Raw genomic sequence first — 18047 nt, 5'->3', positions numbered from 1 at the left:
ATCGATCTCTCCGGGGGGTTACCTGTCCAAGACAGCACTTCGTGCGATCGAACTGTTCCGGAACACGACCGACACCATGGAACCCCGGCCGACGTTGGGCTCGGGTCGTCGACTACACGTCTACTGAGCTGCGATACGTTGGTCTCCATGACGACCGGACCAGCATCTCGCAGTCGCGTCGCTGCATCGACGGCTGCTTCTGGTGGCCCGGTCAGCAATGCTCTCATTCGAGCCACACGCCTGCATGCGATGCGTGCCCGGCAACTACTTCAGGGCCTGGGCCTGCATCCCGGCCACGAGCTTCTGCTGATGCACCTGTGGGACACCGGCCCGCAGCGCCAATCGGACCTGGCCACCGAATTCGATACGGATTCGGCCTCGATGACCCGCACGGTGCAGCGCCTCGAGCGGGCCGGATTCGTACGTCGCCGCCAAGATCCAACCGACGGCCGAGCCACCCTCGTCGAATCGACACCAGCCGGAATGGCCTTACGCAGCCGCATCCAGCAACTGTGGACAGACCTCGAAACCGACACGGTCGGCGACATGAGCACGAGCCAGCAACGACAGCTGCTCCGCGCCTTGGCGAAACTCGAGACGAACCTGTCCTCAACCACATCCATCCGCGACACCACCGACTGAATCGACGCCGGGGAGGTCTCGCAGTTCTGGCGAATCTTGTTGGGGCGGCATCGGATTCGCAGGGCGATCGGGACCGCACCCGGAAAGAGTCCTTCCGATCCGACCGGCAGCGTCCGATACCCGGGCGACGCGACCGCTGTGAAGTGCTACGTTGACCCTTGCACTCCCGTCGAAACCGCCGTGCGTCGACGACGCCAGGCGCTCCGTTCAGTATCGGAAATCTCTGGTCAGGAGGCATCGCGTGAGTACCTACACCGTCGGCTACATCATCGGCAGTCTGTCCAAGGAATCCATCAACCGGATCCTGTCCAAGGCCCTGATCCGGCTCTCACCGCCACAGTTGACGTTCACCGAGATTCCGATCAAGGATCTGCCGCTCTACAACCACGACTACGACGCCGACTACCCGCCCGAGGGCCGCGCGCTCAAGGCGGCCATCACCGCCGTCGACGCACTGCTGTTCGTGACGCCGGAGTACAATCGCTCGATCCCGGGTGCGCTGAAGAATGCCATCGACTGGGCCAGCCGCCCATGGGGCGACAATTCGTTCACCCTCAAGCCGTCCGCCGTCATCGGCGCCTCGCCGGGCAAGATCGGCACCGCGATTGCTCAGCTCAGCCTGCGCAGTGTCCTGGGCTACTGCAATTCCCCGCAGATGACTTCGCCGGAGGCCTACATCCAGTTCCGCCCGGATGTCTTCACCCCGGACGGCGATGTCCTCGACGACTCGACCAGGCAGTTCCTCACCCGGTTCATGGCGGATTTCAGCGCTTTCATCGACAGCGTCCACGGCGTGGTCCCCCAGCTCGGCTGACCGATTCGCGCGGCCGGTCGCGCATGCGTGCCGTGCCGGTGGCTTCCCGCCGCCGCGACCGACCCGCCCGGCTCAACGAGAACGAGGGGAGAAGACGTAATGGCCCATGAGCGCTACGACACGATCGTGATCGGAGCCAGCCAGGGCGGCCGGTTCCTTCCCGTCGAACTGGCGAAGGCGGGCCAGAAGGTGGCGCTGGTCGAGCGTGGCCAACTCGGCGGTGTCTGCGTGAACATCGGGTGCACCCCGACCAAGACGATGGTCGCCAGTGCCCGCCTCGCCCACCAGGCGCGCAGTGCCGCGGAGTACGGCGTGCGGATCGGTCCGGTATCGGTGGACGTGGCCGCGGTGCGCGAGCGCAAACGGGCCATGGTCGTCGGAGCGCGGCAGAACTACGCGAGCCGCCTGGCGCAGGACGGGCTCGACCTGATCGAAGGCGAGGCTCATTTCACCGGGCCGAAGTCGGTCGAGGTCGCCTCGACCGACGGCGGGAGGCGGCAGATCAGCGCACCGGTGATCGTCATCGACACGGGTGCCAGACCCAAGCCGCTGGCGATCCCCGGCGCGGACCAGGTCCCCGTGCTCGATTCGACGTCGATCATGGAGTTGGACGAGCTCCCGGAGCACCTGGTCATCGTCGGCGGCGGCTACATCGGGCTGGAGTTCGGGCAGATGTTCCGCCGGTTCGGCAGCGAGGTCACCATCGTCCAGCACGCCGCGCACCTGCTGACGCGTGAGGACGAAGACGTCTCCGACGAGGTCGCCGCTCTCTTGCGCGATGACGGGATCACGGTCTCGACCTCGTCGACGCCGGTCCGGGTCGAGCCGACCGACGGCGGTCGCCTGCGGCTGACCGTTCGCACGGACGACGGTGAGCGACCGCTCGAAGGGTCACACCTGCTCTCGGCCATCGGCCGCATCCCGAATACGGAGGCGCTGACCCCCGAGGTCGCCGGCGTCCGTCTCGACGACCACGGCTTCGTCGAGGTCGATGAGTACCTGAACACCACTGTCACCGGCGTCTACGCGATGGGAGACGTCACGCCCGGCCCCGCCTTCACCCACTCTTCCTACGACGATTACCGCATTCTGCACGCCAACCTGATCGGGCACGAGAAGGCGAGCACGCGGGACCGGATCGTCCCGTACACGGTGTTCATCGACCCCCAGCTCGGCCGCGTCGGCATGACAGAGCACGAAGCAAGGGCGAACGGACACGCAATTCGGGTGGCGAAGCTCCCGATGAGCGCCGTCATCCGGGCCATCGAGACCGGGGAGACGCGCGGCTTCATGAAGGCCGTCGTCGACGCGGACAACGGGCAGATCCTGGGCTGCGCAGTCCTCGGCAGTGAAGGCGGCGAGATCATGACCATGATCCAGGTCGCCATGCTGGGCAAGCTCACCCACACCGCCATGGCCGACGCGATCTTCACCCACCCGCTCCTGGCCGAAGGCCTCAACACCCTATTCACGATGTTCGCCTGAGCCGTGCCGGGGCATGCGGGGGTGCACAACCCCAATCCAAAGGGCCTACGGCTCAAGGCAACTCGTGAATATGGAGAGGTAGCGTGAGGATGCCATGACGGGGCCGCTGCGCGTCGGTGTCATCGGCGCCAACCCGAATCGCAGCTGGGCCAAGGATTCCCACATCCCGGCACTGCACAGCCTCCAGGACGCGCAGCTGGCGGCTGTGGCCACCACCAGCCGTGCCAGCGCCGACGCCGCCGGGGCGGCGTTCGGTGTGCGCGCCGCCTACGACGATCCCTTCGCCCTCATTGCGGCGTCCGACATCGACATCGTCTCGGTGTGCGTAAAAGTGCCGTATCACCGCGACCTGGTTCTCGCGGCCCTTGCGGCGGGCAAGCACGTGTACTGCGAGTGGCCGCTCGGGCGCGACCACACCGAAGCCGCCGAGCTGGCCGCCGCCGCGCGGGCCCATGCAGCGCACGTGGCGATCGGCCTGCAGGCCCGCATGAGCCCGGCCGCGCGCCGCGCCGCCGAGTTGATCGCCGCCGGCGCGATCGGCCGACCGTTGACCGCCCGGATTCTTTCCAGCACTGCCGGTTTCGGGCCGCGCCTACCGGCGGTATACACCTACCTCAACAAGATCGAGAGCGGCGCCAACCTGATCACGGTCATGGGTGGTCACACCCTGGACCTGGCGATCCTGGTACTCGGCGGAATCGACAGCCTCGATGCCCTCACCACCCTGCAGTACCCGACCGTCACGCTCACCGACACCGGCGAGCAGATCCAACGCACCGCACCCGACCACCTACTGGTACAGGCACGCATGATCAGCGGCTGCGCCCTGGCCGTCGAAGTCGCCGGCAACCGACCACTCCACACACCGTTCACGTTCGAAGTTGTTGGGACCGAAGGAGTAATCCTGCTGGCCGGCGGTAATCCGAACGGCTTCCAGGTGGGTCGGCTCACCCTCAGCCTCAACGGCGAGCGTCAACAGCTTGACGAGCCCCCCGACACGCTGCCGGACGCTGCGGTCAATGTGGTGGCAATGTATTGCGCGCTGGCCCGCGACATCACCTGCGGTGAACACACCACCCCCGATTTCGACCACGCCCTGCGCTTGACCCATCTGCTCGATGACGCCGTGCAGTCATCCAACACGGGTCTCCGTGTTACACAGCAGGACTGGCCCATGGGCGACTGTTGACCGGACGCATCCATCGCGGATCGCCGAAACTATTTCGTGTGGCCGACCTTCGGTCGCTCCGCGGTCGGTTCGTGTTGCGCCTGCTTGGCCCGTACTCCTCGTTCGACTCGGTCACCGAGTTCCTCGTCGATGTTGTGCAGGTATACGAACGCCCTCGTGAGCACGGGTTGACTCACTCCGTCGAACAGGTGCGCGACGATGTTGTCGACCAGTCGTGTCCTGGCGTCGTCGTCGAGAACCGTCCGGACCAGGGTGCGAGCCTGTCCCCAGTCGTCGTCGTCCGCGCGCAGCGTGTAGGCGGTTCGCACCATCTCGCCGTCGGCGTACCAACCTGCAGACGGTCCCGCTACAGCGGGATCGGCGTGCGGTCCGCCCTTCGAGTTGGGCACATACACCGGATCGCCGGGGTTGTGGTGGCGCATGGCGCCGTCTTTCGCCCACGATCGGACCTCGGTGCCGTGTGGCGAATTGACCGGTAGCTCTTTGTAATTGATGCCTATCCGGTGCCGGTGCGCATCGGCATAGGAGAACCAGCGCCCGAGCAGCATCTTGTCGGGGCTGGGGCCCGTGCCGGGTACTGCGTTGCTGGGCTCGAATGCCGCTTCTTCGATGTCGGTGAAGTAGTTGGCCGGGTTGCGATTCAAGGTCATCGTGCCGACGTCGATCAGCGGATAATCACCGTGTGGCCATACCTTCGTGAGATCGAAGGGGTTGTAGCGGTAGGTCTTCGCGTCGTCGAACGGCATGACCTGCATCTTCAGGGTCCAGCTCGGATACTCACCCTGTTCGATCGCTTTCCACAGATCACGCTGGTGGTAGTCCATGTCGATCGAGACCATGTGATCGGCTTCGTGCTGGGTGAGGAACTTGATGCCCTGATCGGTCTTGAAGTGGTACTTCACCCAGAACCGTTCGCCCGCAGCGTTGATCCACAGGTAGGTGTGGCTGGAGTACCCGTTCATGTGCCGGAAGGTGGCCGGGATGCCGCGATCGCCCATCAGCCAGGTCACCTGGTGCGCCGATTCCGGTGACAGCGTCCAGAAATCCCACTGCATGTCGTTGTCGCGCAGATTGTTGTCGGCGCGGCGCTTCTGTGACCGGATGAAGTCCTGGAACTTCATCGGATCTCGCACGAAGAAGACGGGTGTGTTATTGCCGACCAGGTCGAAATTGCCCTGCTCGGTGTAGAACCTCACCGCGAACCCACGCAGATCCCGCACGGTGTCGGGATATCCCTGTTCGCCGGCGACGGCGGAAAACCGCACCAGCACTTCGGTTTGCGTGCCGGGCTGGAACACAGCGGCCTTGGTGTAGGCACTGACATCGTGGGTCACTTCGAATGTGCCGAACGCCCCGCCGCCTTTGGCATGCGGTTGCCGTTCCGCCAGGCGCTCACGATTGAACGACGCCATCTTTTCGATCAGATACGCGTCGTTCAGCAAGATCGGGCCATCCGGGCCAACTGTCAGGGAATGGTCATCACTGGGTGCCGGAATTCCGGCGGCATCGGTTGTGTAGTTCGGCTCAGACATCTCTCTCCTTGTCCACAGACATAGAGCGACGGCCACATGGTCGTGGGTCGGTGTCCTTCACGGCACCGCGGACAACCCGGCCGCGTGCAGGCGGCGAGCACGAGTCGAGTGCTCGTGTCGAGACCGAAACGCAGATAGACGCGACGGGTGCTTCTAGAGAGTCATGAACACCGTATACCCCGTGGCAGCCTGCAGATCGACACCGCGAAGCAGTCCAGCTGCCACGACCAACCGTCCCGTCGTGCTCCAATTCGATCACGTCCGCGAGACCCTTTCAACCCACCCGGCTACCGGTCGGCACCGATACACCACTGGGCAGATGAGTCCGGGTACCACCGGCTCTCAGGGGCTAGATCGCGATGCGCCCGCCGTCGACCGGCAGTATCGCGCCGTACACGTAGCCTGCTCGACTGCCGGCCAGGAAGGCGATGGCCTCGGCGATCTCCTCCGGTGTTCCCGGCCGTCCCGCGGGCGTGGTCGCCGCCAGCTCGTCGAGGCCCTCGAATGCCGCGGTGCCCTCGGTGCGGATGGGTCCGGGGCTGACCGCGTTGACCCGCACCCCGCGGGGCCCGTACTCGGCGGTCCACGCCTTGGTCAGCAACGCCACCGCAGCCTTGCTGGACCCGTACAGGCTCATCCCGGACGCACCGAATTCGGCGGCCATAGTGGTCACGTTGACGATCGCGCCGTGGCCTCGCTCGGCCATCTGGGGGGCGAGCTCGGCCACCAGGAAATACGGTGCCTTGACGTTGACGGCGTACACCGCGTCGAAATCGGCTTCTGTCGTCTGTTCCGTCGGGCCGAACGGGTAGATGCCCGCGTTGTTGACCAGGACATCGATCTTGCCGAGCCGGGTGACCGCGTCACGGGCCAGCGCTTGCGCGGATGCCTTGTCGCGCAGATCCGCCGGAATGAACACCGCTGTGCCACCGAACGCCTCGATCTCGGCGACCACCTGCTTGCCGCGCTGCTCGTCGCGCCCCGACAGCGCCACCCGTGCACCGTGCCGCGCCAATGTCAGCGCGGTGGCGCGCCCGATTCCGCTGGTGCCGCCGGTCACCAACGCAGAGACTCCAGACAGTTCCGACATCGGATCTCCTCACTTCGTGATTGATCTGATCGAACCGTTCGCCCGGCATCGGGGACGTCGCCGATGCCGCTGTCGACTACGACCATTTCCACAGGCAGTAGCGGACGTTCTGCACCGCACCAGGTTCCGGGCTCCTGACTCCAGCGCGACCGGCTCCAACCCGCATACCGGTCCTTCGGACAAGCCACATCCCGGACCCACCCATCAGGCTAGCCCCGCCGCGGCAACGCTGTCTCGACCTACAGGGGAGCCGAGATCGGGTGGTTATGCCTCTGACTGTCTGTCATCTGCTGATCGCTCCAGTGTCGCCGATCTACGTCAAATGACGGATGCCTCAGCTGTCGCGCGCTTTATATTCGGTTGTGCCGTATGGCAATTCACTCGCAGAGGGAGAGTTCGAATGACTGCGCAGGACAAGACCGTCGTGCTGGTTCACGGTGGCTTCGTCGATGGTGCCGGATGGCGGGGTGTCTATGACGAGCTGACCCGGGATGGGTTCGAGGTGCGGGTGGTGCAGAACCCGACCAAGTCGCTGGAGGACGACGCGGCGACCACCCGTCAGGTGCTCGACGAAATCGACGGCCCGGTCGTGCTGGTCGGGCATTCCTATGGTGGGGCGGTCATCACCGAGGCCGGGACGCACGAGAAAGTGGCCGCGCTGGTGTACATCACCGCGTTCGCACCGGACAAGGGCGAATCGGTGAACGCGCTGCTCGCCACGTTCCCGCAGGACGGCCCGCAGCCGCCGATCCTGCCGCCGGTGCAGGGGTATCTGTTCCTGGACCGGGCCAAGTTCCCGGATTCCTTCGCCGGTGACCTTGCCGCGCAGGATGCCAAGTTCCTGGCCGACTCCCAGGTGCCGTGGGGTGTGGAAGCGCTCGGCGGGGCCATCAGCGAGGCCGCCTGGCGGTCCAAGCCCAGCTGGTACCTGCACGTCACCGAGGACAAGATGATTCCGCCTGCGGCACAGGCATCCATGGCCGAACGTATCGGCGCGACCGTGGCCGAAACGCCTGGCAGCCATGCCATTTACGTGTCCCGCCCCGAAGTGGTCGCCGCCATCATCCAAAACGCGGCCGAAGCCGTCTGACCCAGCGGTCAGCGATGACAGGCTGTCGGCCGCACGCTCAGTGGGGCCGACAGCGACGCTGTGGCCGTTTCCCCACGCAGTGATGAGTTGACCGGCCGGCGACACGGCGGAATCGGTAGATGTCTCAGGCCACCTTCGGTGCCGTGAGATGGACACGGATGTGGTCGAGCAGTTCACCGGTTCTGAGCGGTTTGGGCAGGTAGTCACACGCACCGGCCGCGTAGGCGTCACCGATGGCATCGGGATTGCCATCGAGGGAGACCGCGATGATCGGAATCGGTGCACGATTCCGCAGCTGTCGGCACAGATTCGCGCCCGGCAGGTCCGGCAGGTCCAGCTCGAGCAGCACCAGGTCTGGATTCCATCGCCGAGCGAGGTTCAAAGCGCGCTGCGCGTTGCCGGCAGAAATCACCTCATGGCCGGCGTTGGCCAGCACGAGTACCTCGATCTCTGCCATCGCCGGGTTGCTCTCGACGACAAGGACCTTGCTGGGCTCAGCCGCGGATGTCGGCGGCAGCGTTAATTCTGTTGCAGAGCGCGGGAATTGGCTAATGATGCATCCTTCGAAGGCGGGTCCCCGACTGTCGAATCCGCAGCGCGATGGAGCTGAATGGAGGCGATCCTGGGCTCACAGTGTCGGTGCCGCGATCGAACGACTACGACACTATACCAATCCGCAATCTTTCAGCAACGAATCTGCGAACAGTTTTCATGACGTTCACATGACCGCGGGCATCGGCTATAGCGCCTCCACCGAGCAGGTGAAGAGTCATCACCGGATTCCGGTGATGACTCACCGGCCTGGCTGCGAGTCTTGATTCCGACCACGTCGGCCAGCAGTGAGACAGCGCAGGAGGGATCCATGCCGGACCTTGTAGCCGGGATCGAAGAGGCGGGGACGTTCACACTCGGCCGCCGGGAAGTCCACCGAATCGGATACGGCGCCATGCAATTGGCGGGCGACGGGGTCTTCGGGCCGCCGCGCGACCGCGATGAGGCGCTGGCAGTGCTGCGCACGGCGATCGCGAGCGGTATCGACCACATCGACACCGCGTATTACTACGGACCCGGCACCGTCAACGAGCTCATTCGGGAAGCACTGCACCCGTACCCCGCGAATCTGGTGATCGTCAGCAAAGTCGCGGCGCGACGCGGCGACGACGGGGCCGTCTTGCCATACGACGAGCCCGATCAGCTGCTCATGGGCATCGAGGAGAATCTCGGGACCCTGGACGCCGAGCGTCTGAGCGCGGTGAATCTCCGCGTCACGGACCGGGCAGCGCCCGATTCCCGATTCGATGCGCAGCTCACCGCGTTGATACGGGCCCGAGAGGCCGGGCTGATCGACGGGATGGGACTGAGCAACATCTCACGCGAGCACCTCCTGCGTGCGCTGGACCGCACACCGATCGTCTGCGTACAGAATCTGTTCAATATCGTCGAGCGGGGCTCGGCCGACGTGCTGGCCGAAACCGCAAGCCGCGGTATCGCTTTCGTCCCCTTCTGTCCGCTGGGCATGTCCCGCACCGCCCGCCGCCAGATCCTGACGAGCCCACGCCTCACCGAGATCGGGCAACGTCTCGGGGGAACGCCGATCCAGATCGCGCTCGCCTGGTTGCTCGACCTCTCCCCCAATATCCTGCTCATTCCCGGAACCCGGACCCGCACGCACTTGGCCGAGAACATCCGATCCGGTCGCATCACGCTCGATGAGCAAGCGCGCCTCGAACTCACCAGCCACGGCGTATGACGCGCCACGAACTCGCCGCCATCGCGGGACGGGTACACACGCCGCCTCACCCGGACGGACCCGACGGGCCCGAGTGAAGTCAACTGTGCCCGGCGGGATCTCGCTCAGCTACCAGGTTGTTTCTCCCAGCGAGCTGAGCCATTCGACGATCAGGGCCGACGACAAGTTCGGTGGTGACTCGAGTCCGGCAGCGGCCAAGCCGCGGGCCCGGGCGGGCTGCGGCCAGGGAATCCGCGCCAACGCAGCGATGCCATTGGGCGGAGTTCCCAGGGCATCGCGAAAGCGGTTGTCGCTGTTGCTATTTCCTGCAGGGACCGCTGCTGATTGGCGCCGGCTGCGGACCGAAGGCCTGCTGGCACGGGGCAGACCGTTGTGTAGGATCGGGGATATTGCGGTTCGGTTGCCAAATGTTTTCCGATTAACGGGCATATGGGATCCGAGAGGAGCTTTCGCAATGGCAAAGGTGCTCTTTATCGTCAGTGGTGCCAGTTACTGGGTGATGAAGGACGGCTCACGATATGCGACCGGATACTGGGCCGAGGAGTTTGCCAATCCATATCGGATCCTCATAGACGCCGGGCACCAGGTGGTCGTCGGTCGACAGCTCCTGCACGGTACGGATGGTTCGCCCACGCCATCAGAGGATCCCGTGGTCTGCTAGGGCGTCGTGGCGCAGCTGTGAGAGGGATATACACGCGGGCGGAAACGGTTCCCCTTGCCCCTGTTCGTCGTCGATTTCGTCACCGGATTGCGTTCCGAGGCAATAGAACACGAAGAATCTCGCAGGCGAAGGGACGAGCCGTAGTTCTCCGAAACCGACTTCAGCGATGACCTCGCTCGCATCGACGTGCCCACGCTGGTGGCCCACGGCGACGACGACCAGATCGTGCCCATCGCCGCTGCCGGCCTCAAATCTGCCGAGCTGATCAAGGACGCCACTCTGCGCGTGTATCCCGGTGCGCCCCACGGCATTTTCGGTGCCTGTCGCACCGCGCTGGAAGCCGATCTGCTCGCCTTCCTCAACAGCTGACCCCCGCCCGATCTTTCAAAGTCGCGAGACCTGGTAGTGACCGATAGCCCAGCCGCGCGTGTCGTGTTCGAGCAGCACGCTGAGCTTTACCGCGAGGGTCGGGCGGTCGGTGAAAGAGAAGTCGACGTCCAGATAGCCCAGCACGAGATCGTCGGTGAGGCGGCGGGTTTCGAGGATTCGATACTCGGCCGCCAGGCCGACCGGCTGGGAGTCGTAGTACTCGGCGATACCCGCTCGACCCACGGTGTACGGATGCAAACCCTGGAAGATCGCGTCTTCGGTGAAGTATGAGGCGACCCGTTGTGGCTCATGCTGATCGACGGCGTGCTTCCACTGGTCGAGGACTGTTCGCAGGATCGCCTCGTCCTGGGGATCGGTGGTCATTGCGATTCTCCTGTCGTTGTCCCGATGATCAGTGTCCGGCGCTCATACCACCATCTACGTGCAGGATCTCGCCGGTGACGAAGGGCGCGGTCTCCAGGAAAACGACGGCATCAACAATGTCGCTGATTTCGCCCATCCGCCCGACCGGATGCATGGCGGCCAGGGCGTCGTGGGTGGACGGGTCGTGCATGGGCGTCTTGATGTTGCCCGGCGACACGGCGTTGGCGCGGATGCCGCGACGTGCATATTCGATGGCGAGGGATTTCGTGGCCGATTGCAACCCGCCCTTGGTCAGCGAGGCCAGCACGGACGGGACGCGGGAGTCGGCGTTGTCGACGAGGCTCGTGGTGATGTTGACAATGTGACCGGCGCCGTGGGAAAGCATGGCTTCGACCGCTGCTCGGGTGATATGGAAGAACCCGGTCAGATTGACGCCGGTCACGACCGCGTAATCCTCGTCGGTGTACTCGGTGAACGGCTTGGCGATGAACACGCCCGCGTTGTTGACGAGTGTGTCTACCCGGCCGAACTGTTCCACCGCGGCGGCGATGATGCGGTCGGCGGTCGCCGCATCGGCAATGTCGCCGGCAATGGTGAGCACTGCGGGGTCGTCGGATTCTGTGATGGATCGTGCGGTGGCCACGACCGCATAACCGAGCTTGCGGTAGGCCTCGACAAGACCGGCACCGATACCGCGTGACGCCCCCGTGATGACTGCGACCTTCTGTCGCCGATCGATGTTCATGGCGAGCCTTTCTCCGAGTCGGAATTCGGGCTGGTCGACGGAAGTGGACGACCGGTCTACGAGTCGAACGGTAGGCCGCGCGGAGATCGGCGGTCAACGCTGAAATGGCCTCTGAGCAGGACCGGAATCCTTCGACGTGGAAGCCGCAAGCTCGCAGCCGAGGTCGCGGGCTCGACGGCTATTGCCGGTGCGGATCGTCAGCGGGGAGCCAGGAATCCGGGCTATGGAGATCGAGGTCGCCGACGCCGCCGCAGAGTGCGTCCACCACAGCCAGCACGGCCGAGCGGACCTCGCCAGAACGCCACACCAGCGACCATGTCCAGTAGATCTGCGGCGCGACGATCGGCCGACGCGCAAGTCCGGGCGGCAACTGCTCGGTCTGTCCCTTTGGAGAGTTGACAATCGGGCGCGGGCCACGGCGGACGTGGTCATGGAACGCCGGGCCGGTAATGCCTCCGTCACCGATGTGGACCGCGCGCGCACCAGTGTCGCGGGCCAACTCTTCGGCGTAGTTGTTCCATGACGACCACGACGTCACATCGTCGTCGAGAAGAATGTCGGTATCTCTGGCAGCGACCTCGCCGACGGCATCGTCACGGCCGACCGCGTGCAGACGGTCAGCACCCAGGAGCCGGGCCCTCAGCCCCAATCGCTGCAGGTCTGCAGTCGAGATCCAGCACACCGCGAGGTCCAGACTGCCATCCGCGACGCGAGCCGCCTGAGCATGCGAGGGCGCGACCCACGCGTCGACGTGGACCTGAGCGGCGCCCGAAGTCCGCGCCGTCAGGTCGGCGGGTAGCCAATTGACGTATCCGAGGCGGACCGTTTCCGACCCGGCCAAGCGGCGAGCACGGCCTCGTAGTTCGTCGGCTCGGGACAGCAGGGTACGGGTAGCGGGGAGCAGTGCCGCACCTGCTGTGGTGAGAGACACCGATCGCCGGTCGCGCTCGAACAGCACGACACCGAGGTCGCGCTCCAATGCCTTGATCTGCTGGGACAGCGAGGGCCCGGCGATCAGCAGCCGGGCTGCTGCCCGCGCGAAATTCAGCTCTTCGGCTACCGCTACGAAGTATCTGAGTTGACGCAGCTCCACACCGATCATGCTAGGTCGGGTAAGAGGCTACGCCTATCACAGAGCAGGAACTCGGTCGTGGCGTCACCACGATCATCCCGGCAACGATGAGATCCGAAAGAACTTATCGGCGTTGCGGTTTCGGCCGCGCACCCTGTCGAGGATGGAGCGAGACCATGCGAGAGTTCCTGGTCGAGATCACCACCGCTATCCCCGAAGGCACCGGTCAGGACGAGGTGGACCGCCGGCGGGCGGCCGAGGCCCGGCGAGCGCGAGAACTGGCGGCGAGCGGCAACCTGGCGCGACTGTGGCGACCGGTCGGCGAGTTGCGCAGCATCGGAATCTGGCGAGCGGGCGACGAAGTCGAGCTACAGGAGGAGGTTCTCAGCACATTGCCGTTGCGCCCCTGGATGACCATCGGGATCACCCCGCTCGAATCGCACCCCAATGACCCGGGCCGCGAAGACGGTGCGCTGCAATGACATCCACCGTGGTGCGCAGCGCGCCCCCAAGCATGCTGGAATAGACGATCACCGCCGTCGAGGATCCGCGGGCCGGCGAGGCGCCCGTGAAGCGATGCGCCTGCGGCGGCCCGATCAGGTGATTGGCGAGACCTGCTGACTGAACGTCGCGCGGCTCCCGAGTGTCGAGCCACCCGCTGAAATGTCTATTGGACCGCCGTTCCGGTGGCGACCGCCTCGAGTTCGGCCAGCGTTTCGCGAATGAACTCGGCCAGGCTGCGGTCCGGCGGGGATTCGGCCCAGGTGGTGTAGGCGATCTTGAAGACCGCGATGCCGGCCTCGGCGGTGAGGCCGGCGGTGGGCTCGGGGACGCCGCGCAGGCGTAGCGCCTGGGCGCTGCTTGCCGCGAGCGCGGCGAGCTTGGTCAGTTCCCGTTCCTGGAGTGCGGGGTTCGCGGCGATCACCGATTGGCGCTGTTGGGCGAAGTCCCGGCGTTGCCCGATCAGTTCGGCCACCGCCTCCAGGCCCGCCCCCATCGCCGCGATCGGCGGCGCTGAATCATCCGCCTCGGCAATGGCGTTGGTGATGATGTCGTGCAGGATCTGCTGGTTGCCGAACAGCACCTCACGCTTGTCGGCGAAGTGCCGGAAAAATGTGCGCTCGGTGAGCCCGGCTCGCTCGGCGATGTCGGCGACGGTGGTCTGATCGAAGCCGCGCTCCAGATACAGCTCCATCGCCGCCCGGCCGAGACGGCCCGGCGCGTTCGGTTCCCAACGACCCATTCCGTGATTGTAGGACAGTGACGTCAGCAACTGACGTAGAAGTGATGACAGATGCTGACATGAGGACTATTCTGATGACAGATGCTGACATCACGAGTCGAGAGGTCTTCTCATGCGTCTATTCGTCACCGGAGCTTCCGGTTTCATCGGTTCCCGCGTCGTTCCCGAGCTCATCGACGCAGGTCACGAGGTTGTCGGCCTGGCCAGGTCGGACGCCTCGGCCGCGGCCCTGACCGCGGCGGGCGCGCAGGTGCGCCGCGGCGATCTCCTCGATCCGGACACCCTGCGTGCGGCCGCCGACGAGGCCGATGGGGTGGTTCACCTGGCTTTCCTCCACGACTTCTCCCAGTTCGAGGAGAATCAGCGCATCGATCGCCGGGTAGTCGACCTGTTCGGCGACGTTCTCGCGGGTTCCGATCGGCCGCTGGTGATCGCCTCCGGCCTGGTCTCGTTCGACACCGGTCAGCCCGGTGTGGCCGATGAACCGATGATCCGCCGCGCCACGGCCGCCGCGACGGTCCGGCTCGCCGAACGCGGCATTCGGTCGGTGGTGCTGGGTCTGCCGCCGACGGTGCACGGTGCGGGCGACCGCGGATTCATCCGCCGGATCGTCGAGATCGCGAGGGAGAAGGGCGTGTCCGGCTATGTCGGGGACGGCGCGCACGCCTGGTCGGCCGTGCACCGGGACGACGCCGCGCGGCTGTTTCGACTGGCGGTGGACAAGGCGGAAGCCGGAACGGTGTTGCACGCGGTCGCCGATCCTGGCGTGGCGACCCGCGATATCGCCGAGGCCGTCGGCCGCCAGCTCGGTGTGCCGACCACCTCGATCGACCCCGCCGACGCGGTAAGCCACTTCGGTTGGCTGGGCATGATGTGGAGCATGCCGATGACCGGCGACGGTGGACCCGCCGCAGACACGCTGGGCTGGATTCCAAACGGCCCTACGCTGCTCGCGGACCTGGCCGAGCGCCACTACTTCCAGGACTGAGCCGGGCCGCACCGGCGCGGTGCGGTCACCCGCTATTCCGATGATCGGATAGCGGGTGGCGGTACCGGCTTGCGAGTCGGGCGTGGTTGCCCGGTCATCGAGGAACTCCTTCGAAACAGATTGGGGCGCGCTGGATGTGCGCGCGGGCGAACAATCCGGCCGTCCTTCGAGATACGTTCAGAATTTCTGAAGGATTCGGCGGCACGGCAGCCGAATTTACGACCGCGAATCGTCCTCGCCGCGAGCGGTCGATGAACCGGTGGCAACGGCAAGCGCCGGTCATGGCATGACTCCTCTCGCGTTCCAGCGAAGCAGACACGGCCACAGCGGTGAATCCTTGCGCTCAGCGGAATCGCATCGTCCCGTGCCGCGCAGTTGAGCAGTGTGCCACCGTCAGGTCAGGACCGCGGAGGGCTCGCCGGACGCCGCGCCCGCCATCGAGAATTGATGTAGCGCTTCGACTCGTGCGAGTCCGGGGTACCGGTGGCAGGGGCTGGTGGAATCAGGCTCGCGACGCCGCTGGCGTCGTCGGTCTGGATCATTCCGGCCCGCAAGGCCAATTCGAGCAGCAGCCTGTCGTCGGTCTCGAGCCGAAGGCCCCATCGCAGCGCCGTGGCGAGGATCAGCAAGTCGTTGAAGGAGTTTCGGCGATGCTGCTTGAGGTTGATCCTGGCACGCAGGACCTCCTGCAGCAGATCGACCGCAATGGTGATCTCACTCATCGTCAACGGCAGCGGCGCCACCTCGACGTCGCTGAGGAACCGAGCCCGAACCCCGACGATCCGCCCGATGTTTCGGTCGATCGCGACCGAAGCCATGCCTTCGATCAGTCCGAACGCCCGCGCATTCTGCACATTCGCCACCGCCTGATGCGACTTCTCCAGGTAGGCGGCGAAACCATGACCTGCGAGACCGGCCGGAAAGTTGATCAGCAACTTGTCGGTGCGGGCCATCCCCGCCTGCCCCTTGAGTACTCGACCCCGGTACAGCGCGACGAGGTGATTGATATCGGGCAGACCCCACAGATGGTCCCTCGCGAGGCACGGCAGCAGATATCGATACCCCCAGCCCTGCGGCGCCTGCATGCTGTAGAGCTCCTGCAGGGTCGTGGTGCTCGCATAGTAAGCACCCGGCTCGGGCGCCTCACACGATCCGTTGTGCCACAGGGACAAGAAGTTCGTATCCAGCAGCACTCCGTCAACCACGTGAGGTCTTCTCTCGCCGAAACCAGGCTCGAACACGGTGGTACCGCGACCCGCCTCGATAAAACCTGGACTACTTGATACGTCCGAACCATTCGTACCGCAAGGCTATTCGGTCTGACCGATCCTAAATCTGGACGCGGACGCGGGCACCTGGTATGGCGCGCTTCGAGGCGAGTCCGCTGCCAACTTCCTCCACCGGCAATGCTTCTCGCTCGGTCACGACGCTCACCGCCGTCCGCATGCCATCGGGGTGGCCTTGCCCGCTGACGGCGAGCCTTTCAGCTCCAGTACGTCGGAAATGCTTTGGGCACAACCACACTCGGATCCACGGTGACGAGCACGCGACGCCGCCAGTTGCTCCACTGAGGCAATGGAAAACCGTTGGGGCGCCCTCGATATGACTACCTCACGAACCCCATACGTGAGCAATTACCTCGGGCTGCAGCACTTCAGGTCAGTGCGCGACCGCGTCTCCGAACCGTGCCCGGAGGCTCGTCCAAGTCGATCCGGATGACGAGCAGGTCGGCGCCCAGCGCGCGGACCATGATCGCGTTGAGAATCCGCAGTGGTCGCCAACGAGCCAGTCGCCGTTGCCTTTCCAGCGGATCTTCGTCCGGAAGGACGCTCGCCTGGCCGGTGCGCCAGACGAAGCGCCAGCCCTGCCGGAGTTTCACCCGGACGGTGGGTTCGGCCATGAGATTGCGGACGTATCCGGCCCGGTACCCGTATTCGGCGATGATCCAGAAGACGTCGCCGGCCGATCCGTTGCCCACCGGTGTTCGGTATCGCCGTCCGGTTCGCCGCCCCACCGTCTCCACGAGCGCATAGCCGAAGGGCACGAATCCGATCCGGAACAACAGGCGCACAACAGGATTGAGCAGATAGCGCTGGAAGGCCGCCGCCACGGCGCGCTTCCGGCTCGGCCACACGATGGTGAGCGGAATGTTGGCGAGCAGCAGCGCCGACTCCACGGAGGGAACCAGCGGGGACGAGGACGCCGTGGGGTCGACCTTCCACGTGATCCATACCAGGGCGGTCAGGGCCGCGGAACCGGTGATCACGGTGCGCGAGCGGGCTTTTCGAAGTAATTCCATACACTCGTATTGTTCCATACGAGTGTATGGTTGTCGATGTGCGCAAATACGGATCGACCAGCTCTGAGCAGCTCGCCGACGCGGTGTTCGCCATCGCGGGATCGAGGGGACTCGACGCCGCGAGCATCCGTGAGATCGCCGCCGCGGCCGAGGTTTCCATCGGCGCCGTTCAGCACCACTTCACCACCAAGGACGAGCTCTACGCCTTCGCCTTCGAACAGCTCACCGCCCGGGTGCGCGCCCGCATGAGCGCCATCGACCCACAGGCCCCCCTCACCGACCGATTGATCACCGCACTGTCCCAACTGCTTCCACTCGACGACGAACGCGAGCACGAGGCCCGGGTGATGGTCTCCTTCGCGGCGCGCGCCGCCACCAACGAAACCCTCGCCGACATCCAACACCGCACACTGGCCGAGATTCGCCGGGAACTCGAGACCCAGCTGGCCGCCTCTAACATCCCCGCCCCCTCGACGCGATCCGCGATACTGCTCGCCACGGTCGACGGACTCGCACTCGATGCGGTCAGCAGCCGCGGGCTCTACCCGCGCAGCGAACTAGCCGCCGCGCTGTCGCTACACGTACGGTCGCTCATCTCATAGACGGACGCCCAGATCGAACGCCACTCGTCGTAGAGACATTGCAAAAGGCTGGGGACATTGGACGATTCGGTGCGCTGATTGAACCGCCGATG

The 18047-nt window shown here is 65.2% G+C and carries 19 protein-coding genes and 1 pseudogene; 11 read left to right on the top strand and 9 right to left on the bottom strand.

Annotated features, from left to right (window positions below; translation table 11 throughout):
• Positions 1 to 249 precede the first annotated feature (249 nt).
• From ACFXIV_RS21965 to ACFXIV_RS21950, 4 genes are all read left to right on the top strand, one after another.
• The gene (locus ACFXIV_RS21965) at positions 250 to 642 is read left to right on the top strand and encodes a MarR family winged helix-turn-helix transcriptional regulator (protein WP_379396274.1); all 393 of its coding nucleotides are present in this window, start codon (positions 250 to 252) and stop codon (positions 640 to 642) included.
• A gap of 241 nt (positions 643 to 883) precedes the next feature.
• On the top strand, positions 884 to 1456 hold the full coding sequence (locus ACFXIV_RS21960) for an NADPH-dependent FMN reductase (protein ID WP_354844137.1): 573 nt from the start codon (positions 884 to 886) through the stop codon (positions 1454 to 1456).
• Positions 1457 to 1555: 99 nt separating this feature from the next.
• The gene (locus tag ACFXIV_RS21955) at positions 1556 to 2941 is read left to right on the top strand and encodes a mercuric reductase (protein ID WP_379396276.1); all 1386 of its coding nucleotides are present in this window, start codon (positions 1556 to 1558) and stop codon (positions 2939 to 2941) included.
• 94 nt (positions 2942 to 3035) lie between these two features.
• On the top strand, positions 3036 to 4130 hold the full coding sequence (locus ACFXIV_RS21950) for a Gfo/Idh/MocA family protein (protein ID WP_379396278.1): 1095 nt from the start codon (positions 3036 to 3038) through the stop codon (positions 4128 to 4130).
• Positions 4131 to 4159: 29 nt separating this feature from the next.
• On the opposite strand, the gene ACFXIV_RS21945 is transcribed toward ACFXIV_RS21950, so the two are convergent.
• Positions 4160 to 5662 carry a catalase gene (locus ACFXIV_RS21945; RefSeq protein WP_379396280.1) on the bottom strand — a complete coding sequence of 501 codons (1503 nt, stop codon included), beginning with the start codon at positions 5660 to 5662 and terminating at the stop codon, positions 4160 to 4162.
• 349 nt (positions 5663 to 6011) lie between these two features.
• The gene (locus tag ACFXIV_RS21940) at positions 6012 to 6752 is read right to left on the bottom strand and encodes an SDR family NAD(P)-dependent oxidoreductase (protein ID WP_379396282.1); all 741 of its coding nucleotides are present in this window, start codon (positions 6750 to 6752) and stop codon (positions 6012 to 6014) included.
• 400 nt (positions 6753 to 7152) lie between these two features.
• Here ACFXIV_RS21940 and ACFXIV_RS21935 point away from each other — a divergent pair, with 400 nt between their 5' ends.
• Positions 7153 to 7842: an alpha/beta fold hydrolase gene (locus tag ACFXIV_RS21935; RefSeq protein WP_379396284.1), complete on the top strand. Its 690-nt coding sequence runs from the start codon at positions 7153 to 7155 to the stop codon at positions 7840 to 7842.
• Between the two features lie 124 nt (positions 7843 to 7966).
• Here ACFXIV_RS21935 and ACFXIV_RS21930 read toward each other — a convergent pair whose 3' ends face one another.
• Positions 7967 to 8359: a response regulator transcription factor gene (locus ACFXIV_RS21930; protein ID WP_379421326.1), complete on the bottom strand. Its 393-nt coding sequence runs from the start codon at positions 8357 to 8359 to the stop codon at positions 7967 to 7969.
• 345 nt (positions 8360 to 8704) lie between these two features.
• Here ACFXIV_RS21930 and ACFXIV_RS21925 point away from each other — a divergent pair, with 345 nt between their 5' ends.
• The 3 genes and pseudogenes from ACFXIV_RS21925 to ACFXIV_RS21915 all read left to right on the top strand — a co-directional run.
• A complete protein-coding gene (locus ACFXIV_RS21925; protein ID WP_379396286.1) occupies positions 8705 to 9592 on the top strand; it encodes an oxidoreductase in 888 nt (295 codons plus the stop codon).
• Positions 9593 to 10046: 454 nt separating this feature from the next.
• Positions 10047 to 10253, top strand: a complete 207-nt coding sequence (locus ACFXIV_RS21920) for a hypothetical protein (protein WP_379396287.1) — start codon at positions 10047 to 10049, stop codon at positions 10251 to 10253.
• A gap of 159 nt (positions 10254 to 10412) precedes the next feature.
• Positions 10413 to 10622, top strand: a pseudogene (locus tag ACFXIV_RS21915) (alpha/beta fold hydrolase); the annotation flags it as partial.
• Positions 10623 to 10637: 15 nt separating this feature from the next.
• Here ACFXIV_RS21915 and ACFXIV_RS21910 read toward each other — a convergent pair.
• From ACFXIV_RS21910 to ACFXIV_RS21900, 3 genes are all read right to left on the bottom strand, one after another.
• A complete protein-coding gene (locus ACFXIV_RS21910) occupies positions 10638 to 11006 on the bottom strand; it encodes an SgcJ/EcaC family oxidoreductase (RefSeq protein WP_379396289.1) in 369 nt (122 codons plus the stop codon).
• Positions 11007 to 11034: 28 nt separating this feature from the next.
• Positions 11035 to 11751, bottom strand: a complete 717-nt coding sequence (locus ACFXIV_RS21905) for an SDR family NAD(P)-dependent oxidoreductase (RefSeq protein ID WP_379396291.1) — start codon at positions 11749 to 11751, stop codon at positions 11035 to 11037.
• 178 nt (positions 11752 to 11929) lie between these two features.
• Complete coding sequence (locus ACFXIV_RS21900) at positions 11930 to 12844, bottom strand: LysR family transcriptional regulator (protein WP_379396293.1); 915 nt, start codon at positions 12842 to 12844, stop codon at positions 11930 to 11932.
• Positions 12845 to 12999: 155 nt separating this feature from the next.
• On the opposite strand from ACFXIV_RS21900, the gene ACFXIV_RS21895 reads away from it, so the two are divergent.
• On the top strand, positions 13000 to 13305 hold the full coding sequence (locus ACFXIV_RS21895) for a muconolactone Delta-isomerase family protein (RefSeq protein WP_379396295.1): 306 nt from the start codon (positions 13000 to 13002) through the stop codon (positions 13303 to 13305).
• 185 nt (positions 13306 to 13490) lie between these two features.
• On the opposite strand, the gene ACFXIV_RS21890 is transcribed toward ACFXIV_RS21895, so the two are convergent.
• A complete protein-coding gene (locus ACFXIV_RS21890; RefSeq protein ID WP_379396297.1) occupies positions 13491 to 14066 on the bottom strand; it encodes a TetR family transcriptional regulator in 576 nt (191 codons plus the stop codon).
• Between the two features lie 112 nt (positions 14067 to 14178).
• Here ACFXIV_RS21890 and ACFXIV_RS21885 point away from each other — a divergent pair, with 112 nt between their 5' ends.
• Entirely contained in the window at positions 14179 to 15054 is an 876-nt protein-coding gene (locus ACFXIV_RS21885; RefSeq protein ID WP_379396298.1) for an SDR family oxidoreductase, read from the top strand.
• 398 nt (positions 15055 to 15452) lie between these two features.
• Here ACFXIV_RS21885 and ACFXIV_RS21880 read toward each other — a convergent pair whose 3' ends face one another.
• Positions 15453 to 16139, bottom strand: a complete 687-nt coding sequence (locus ACFXIV_RS21880) for a hypothetical protein (RefSeq protein WP_379421315.1) — start codon at positions 16137 to 16139, stop codon at positions 15453 to 15455.
• 569 nt (positions 16140 to 16708) lie between these two features.
• The gene (locus tag ACFXIV_RS21875; RefSeq protein WP_379396300.1) at positions 16709 to 17353 is read right to left on the bottom strand and encodes a nitroreductase/quinone reductase family protein; all 645 of its coding nucleotides are present in this window, start codon (positions 17351 to 17353) and stop codon (positions 16709 to 16711) included.
• A 26-nt stretch (positions 17354 to 17379) separates the two neighbouring features.
• Between ACFXIV_RS21875 and ACFXIV_RS21870 the strand changes: the two genes are divergently transcribed.
• A complete protein-coding gene (locus ACFXIV_RS21870; protein ID WP_379396302.1) occupies positions 17380 to 17955 on the top strand; it encodes a TetR/AcrR family transcriptional regulator in 576 nt (191 codons plus the stop codon).
• The last annotated feature ends 92 nt before the right edge of the window (positions 17956 to 18047 follow it).

Source organism: Nocardia sp. NPDC059236 (genome assembly GCF_042754085.1).
Lineage (GTDB): Bacteria > Actinomycetota > Actinomycetes > Mycobacteriales > Mycobacteriaceae > Nocardia.
This window is presented reverse-complemented; position numbering and strand designations above follow the sequence as displayed.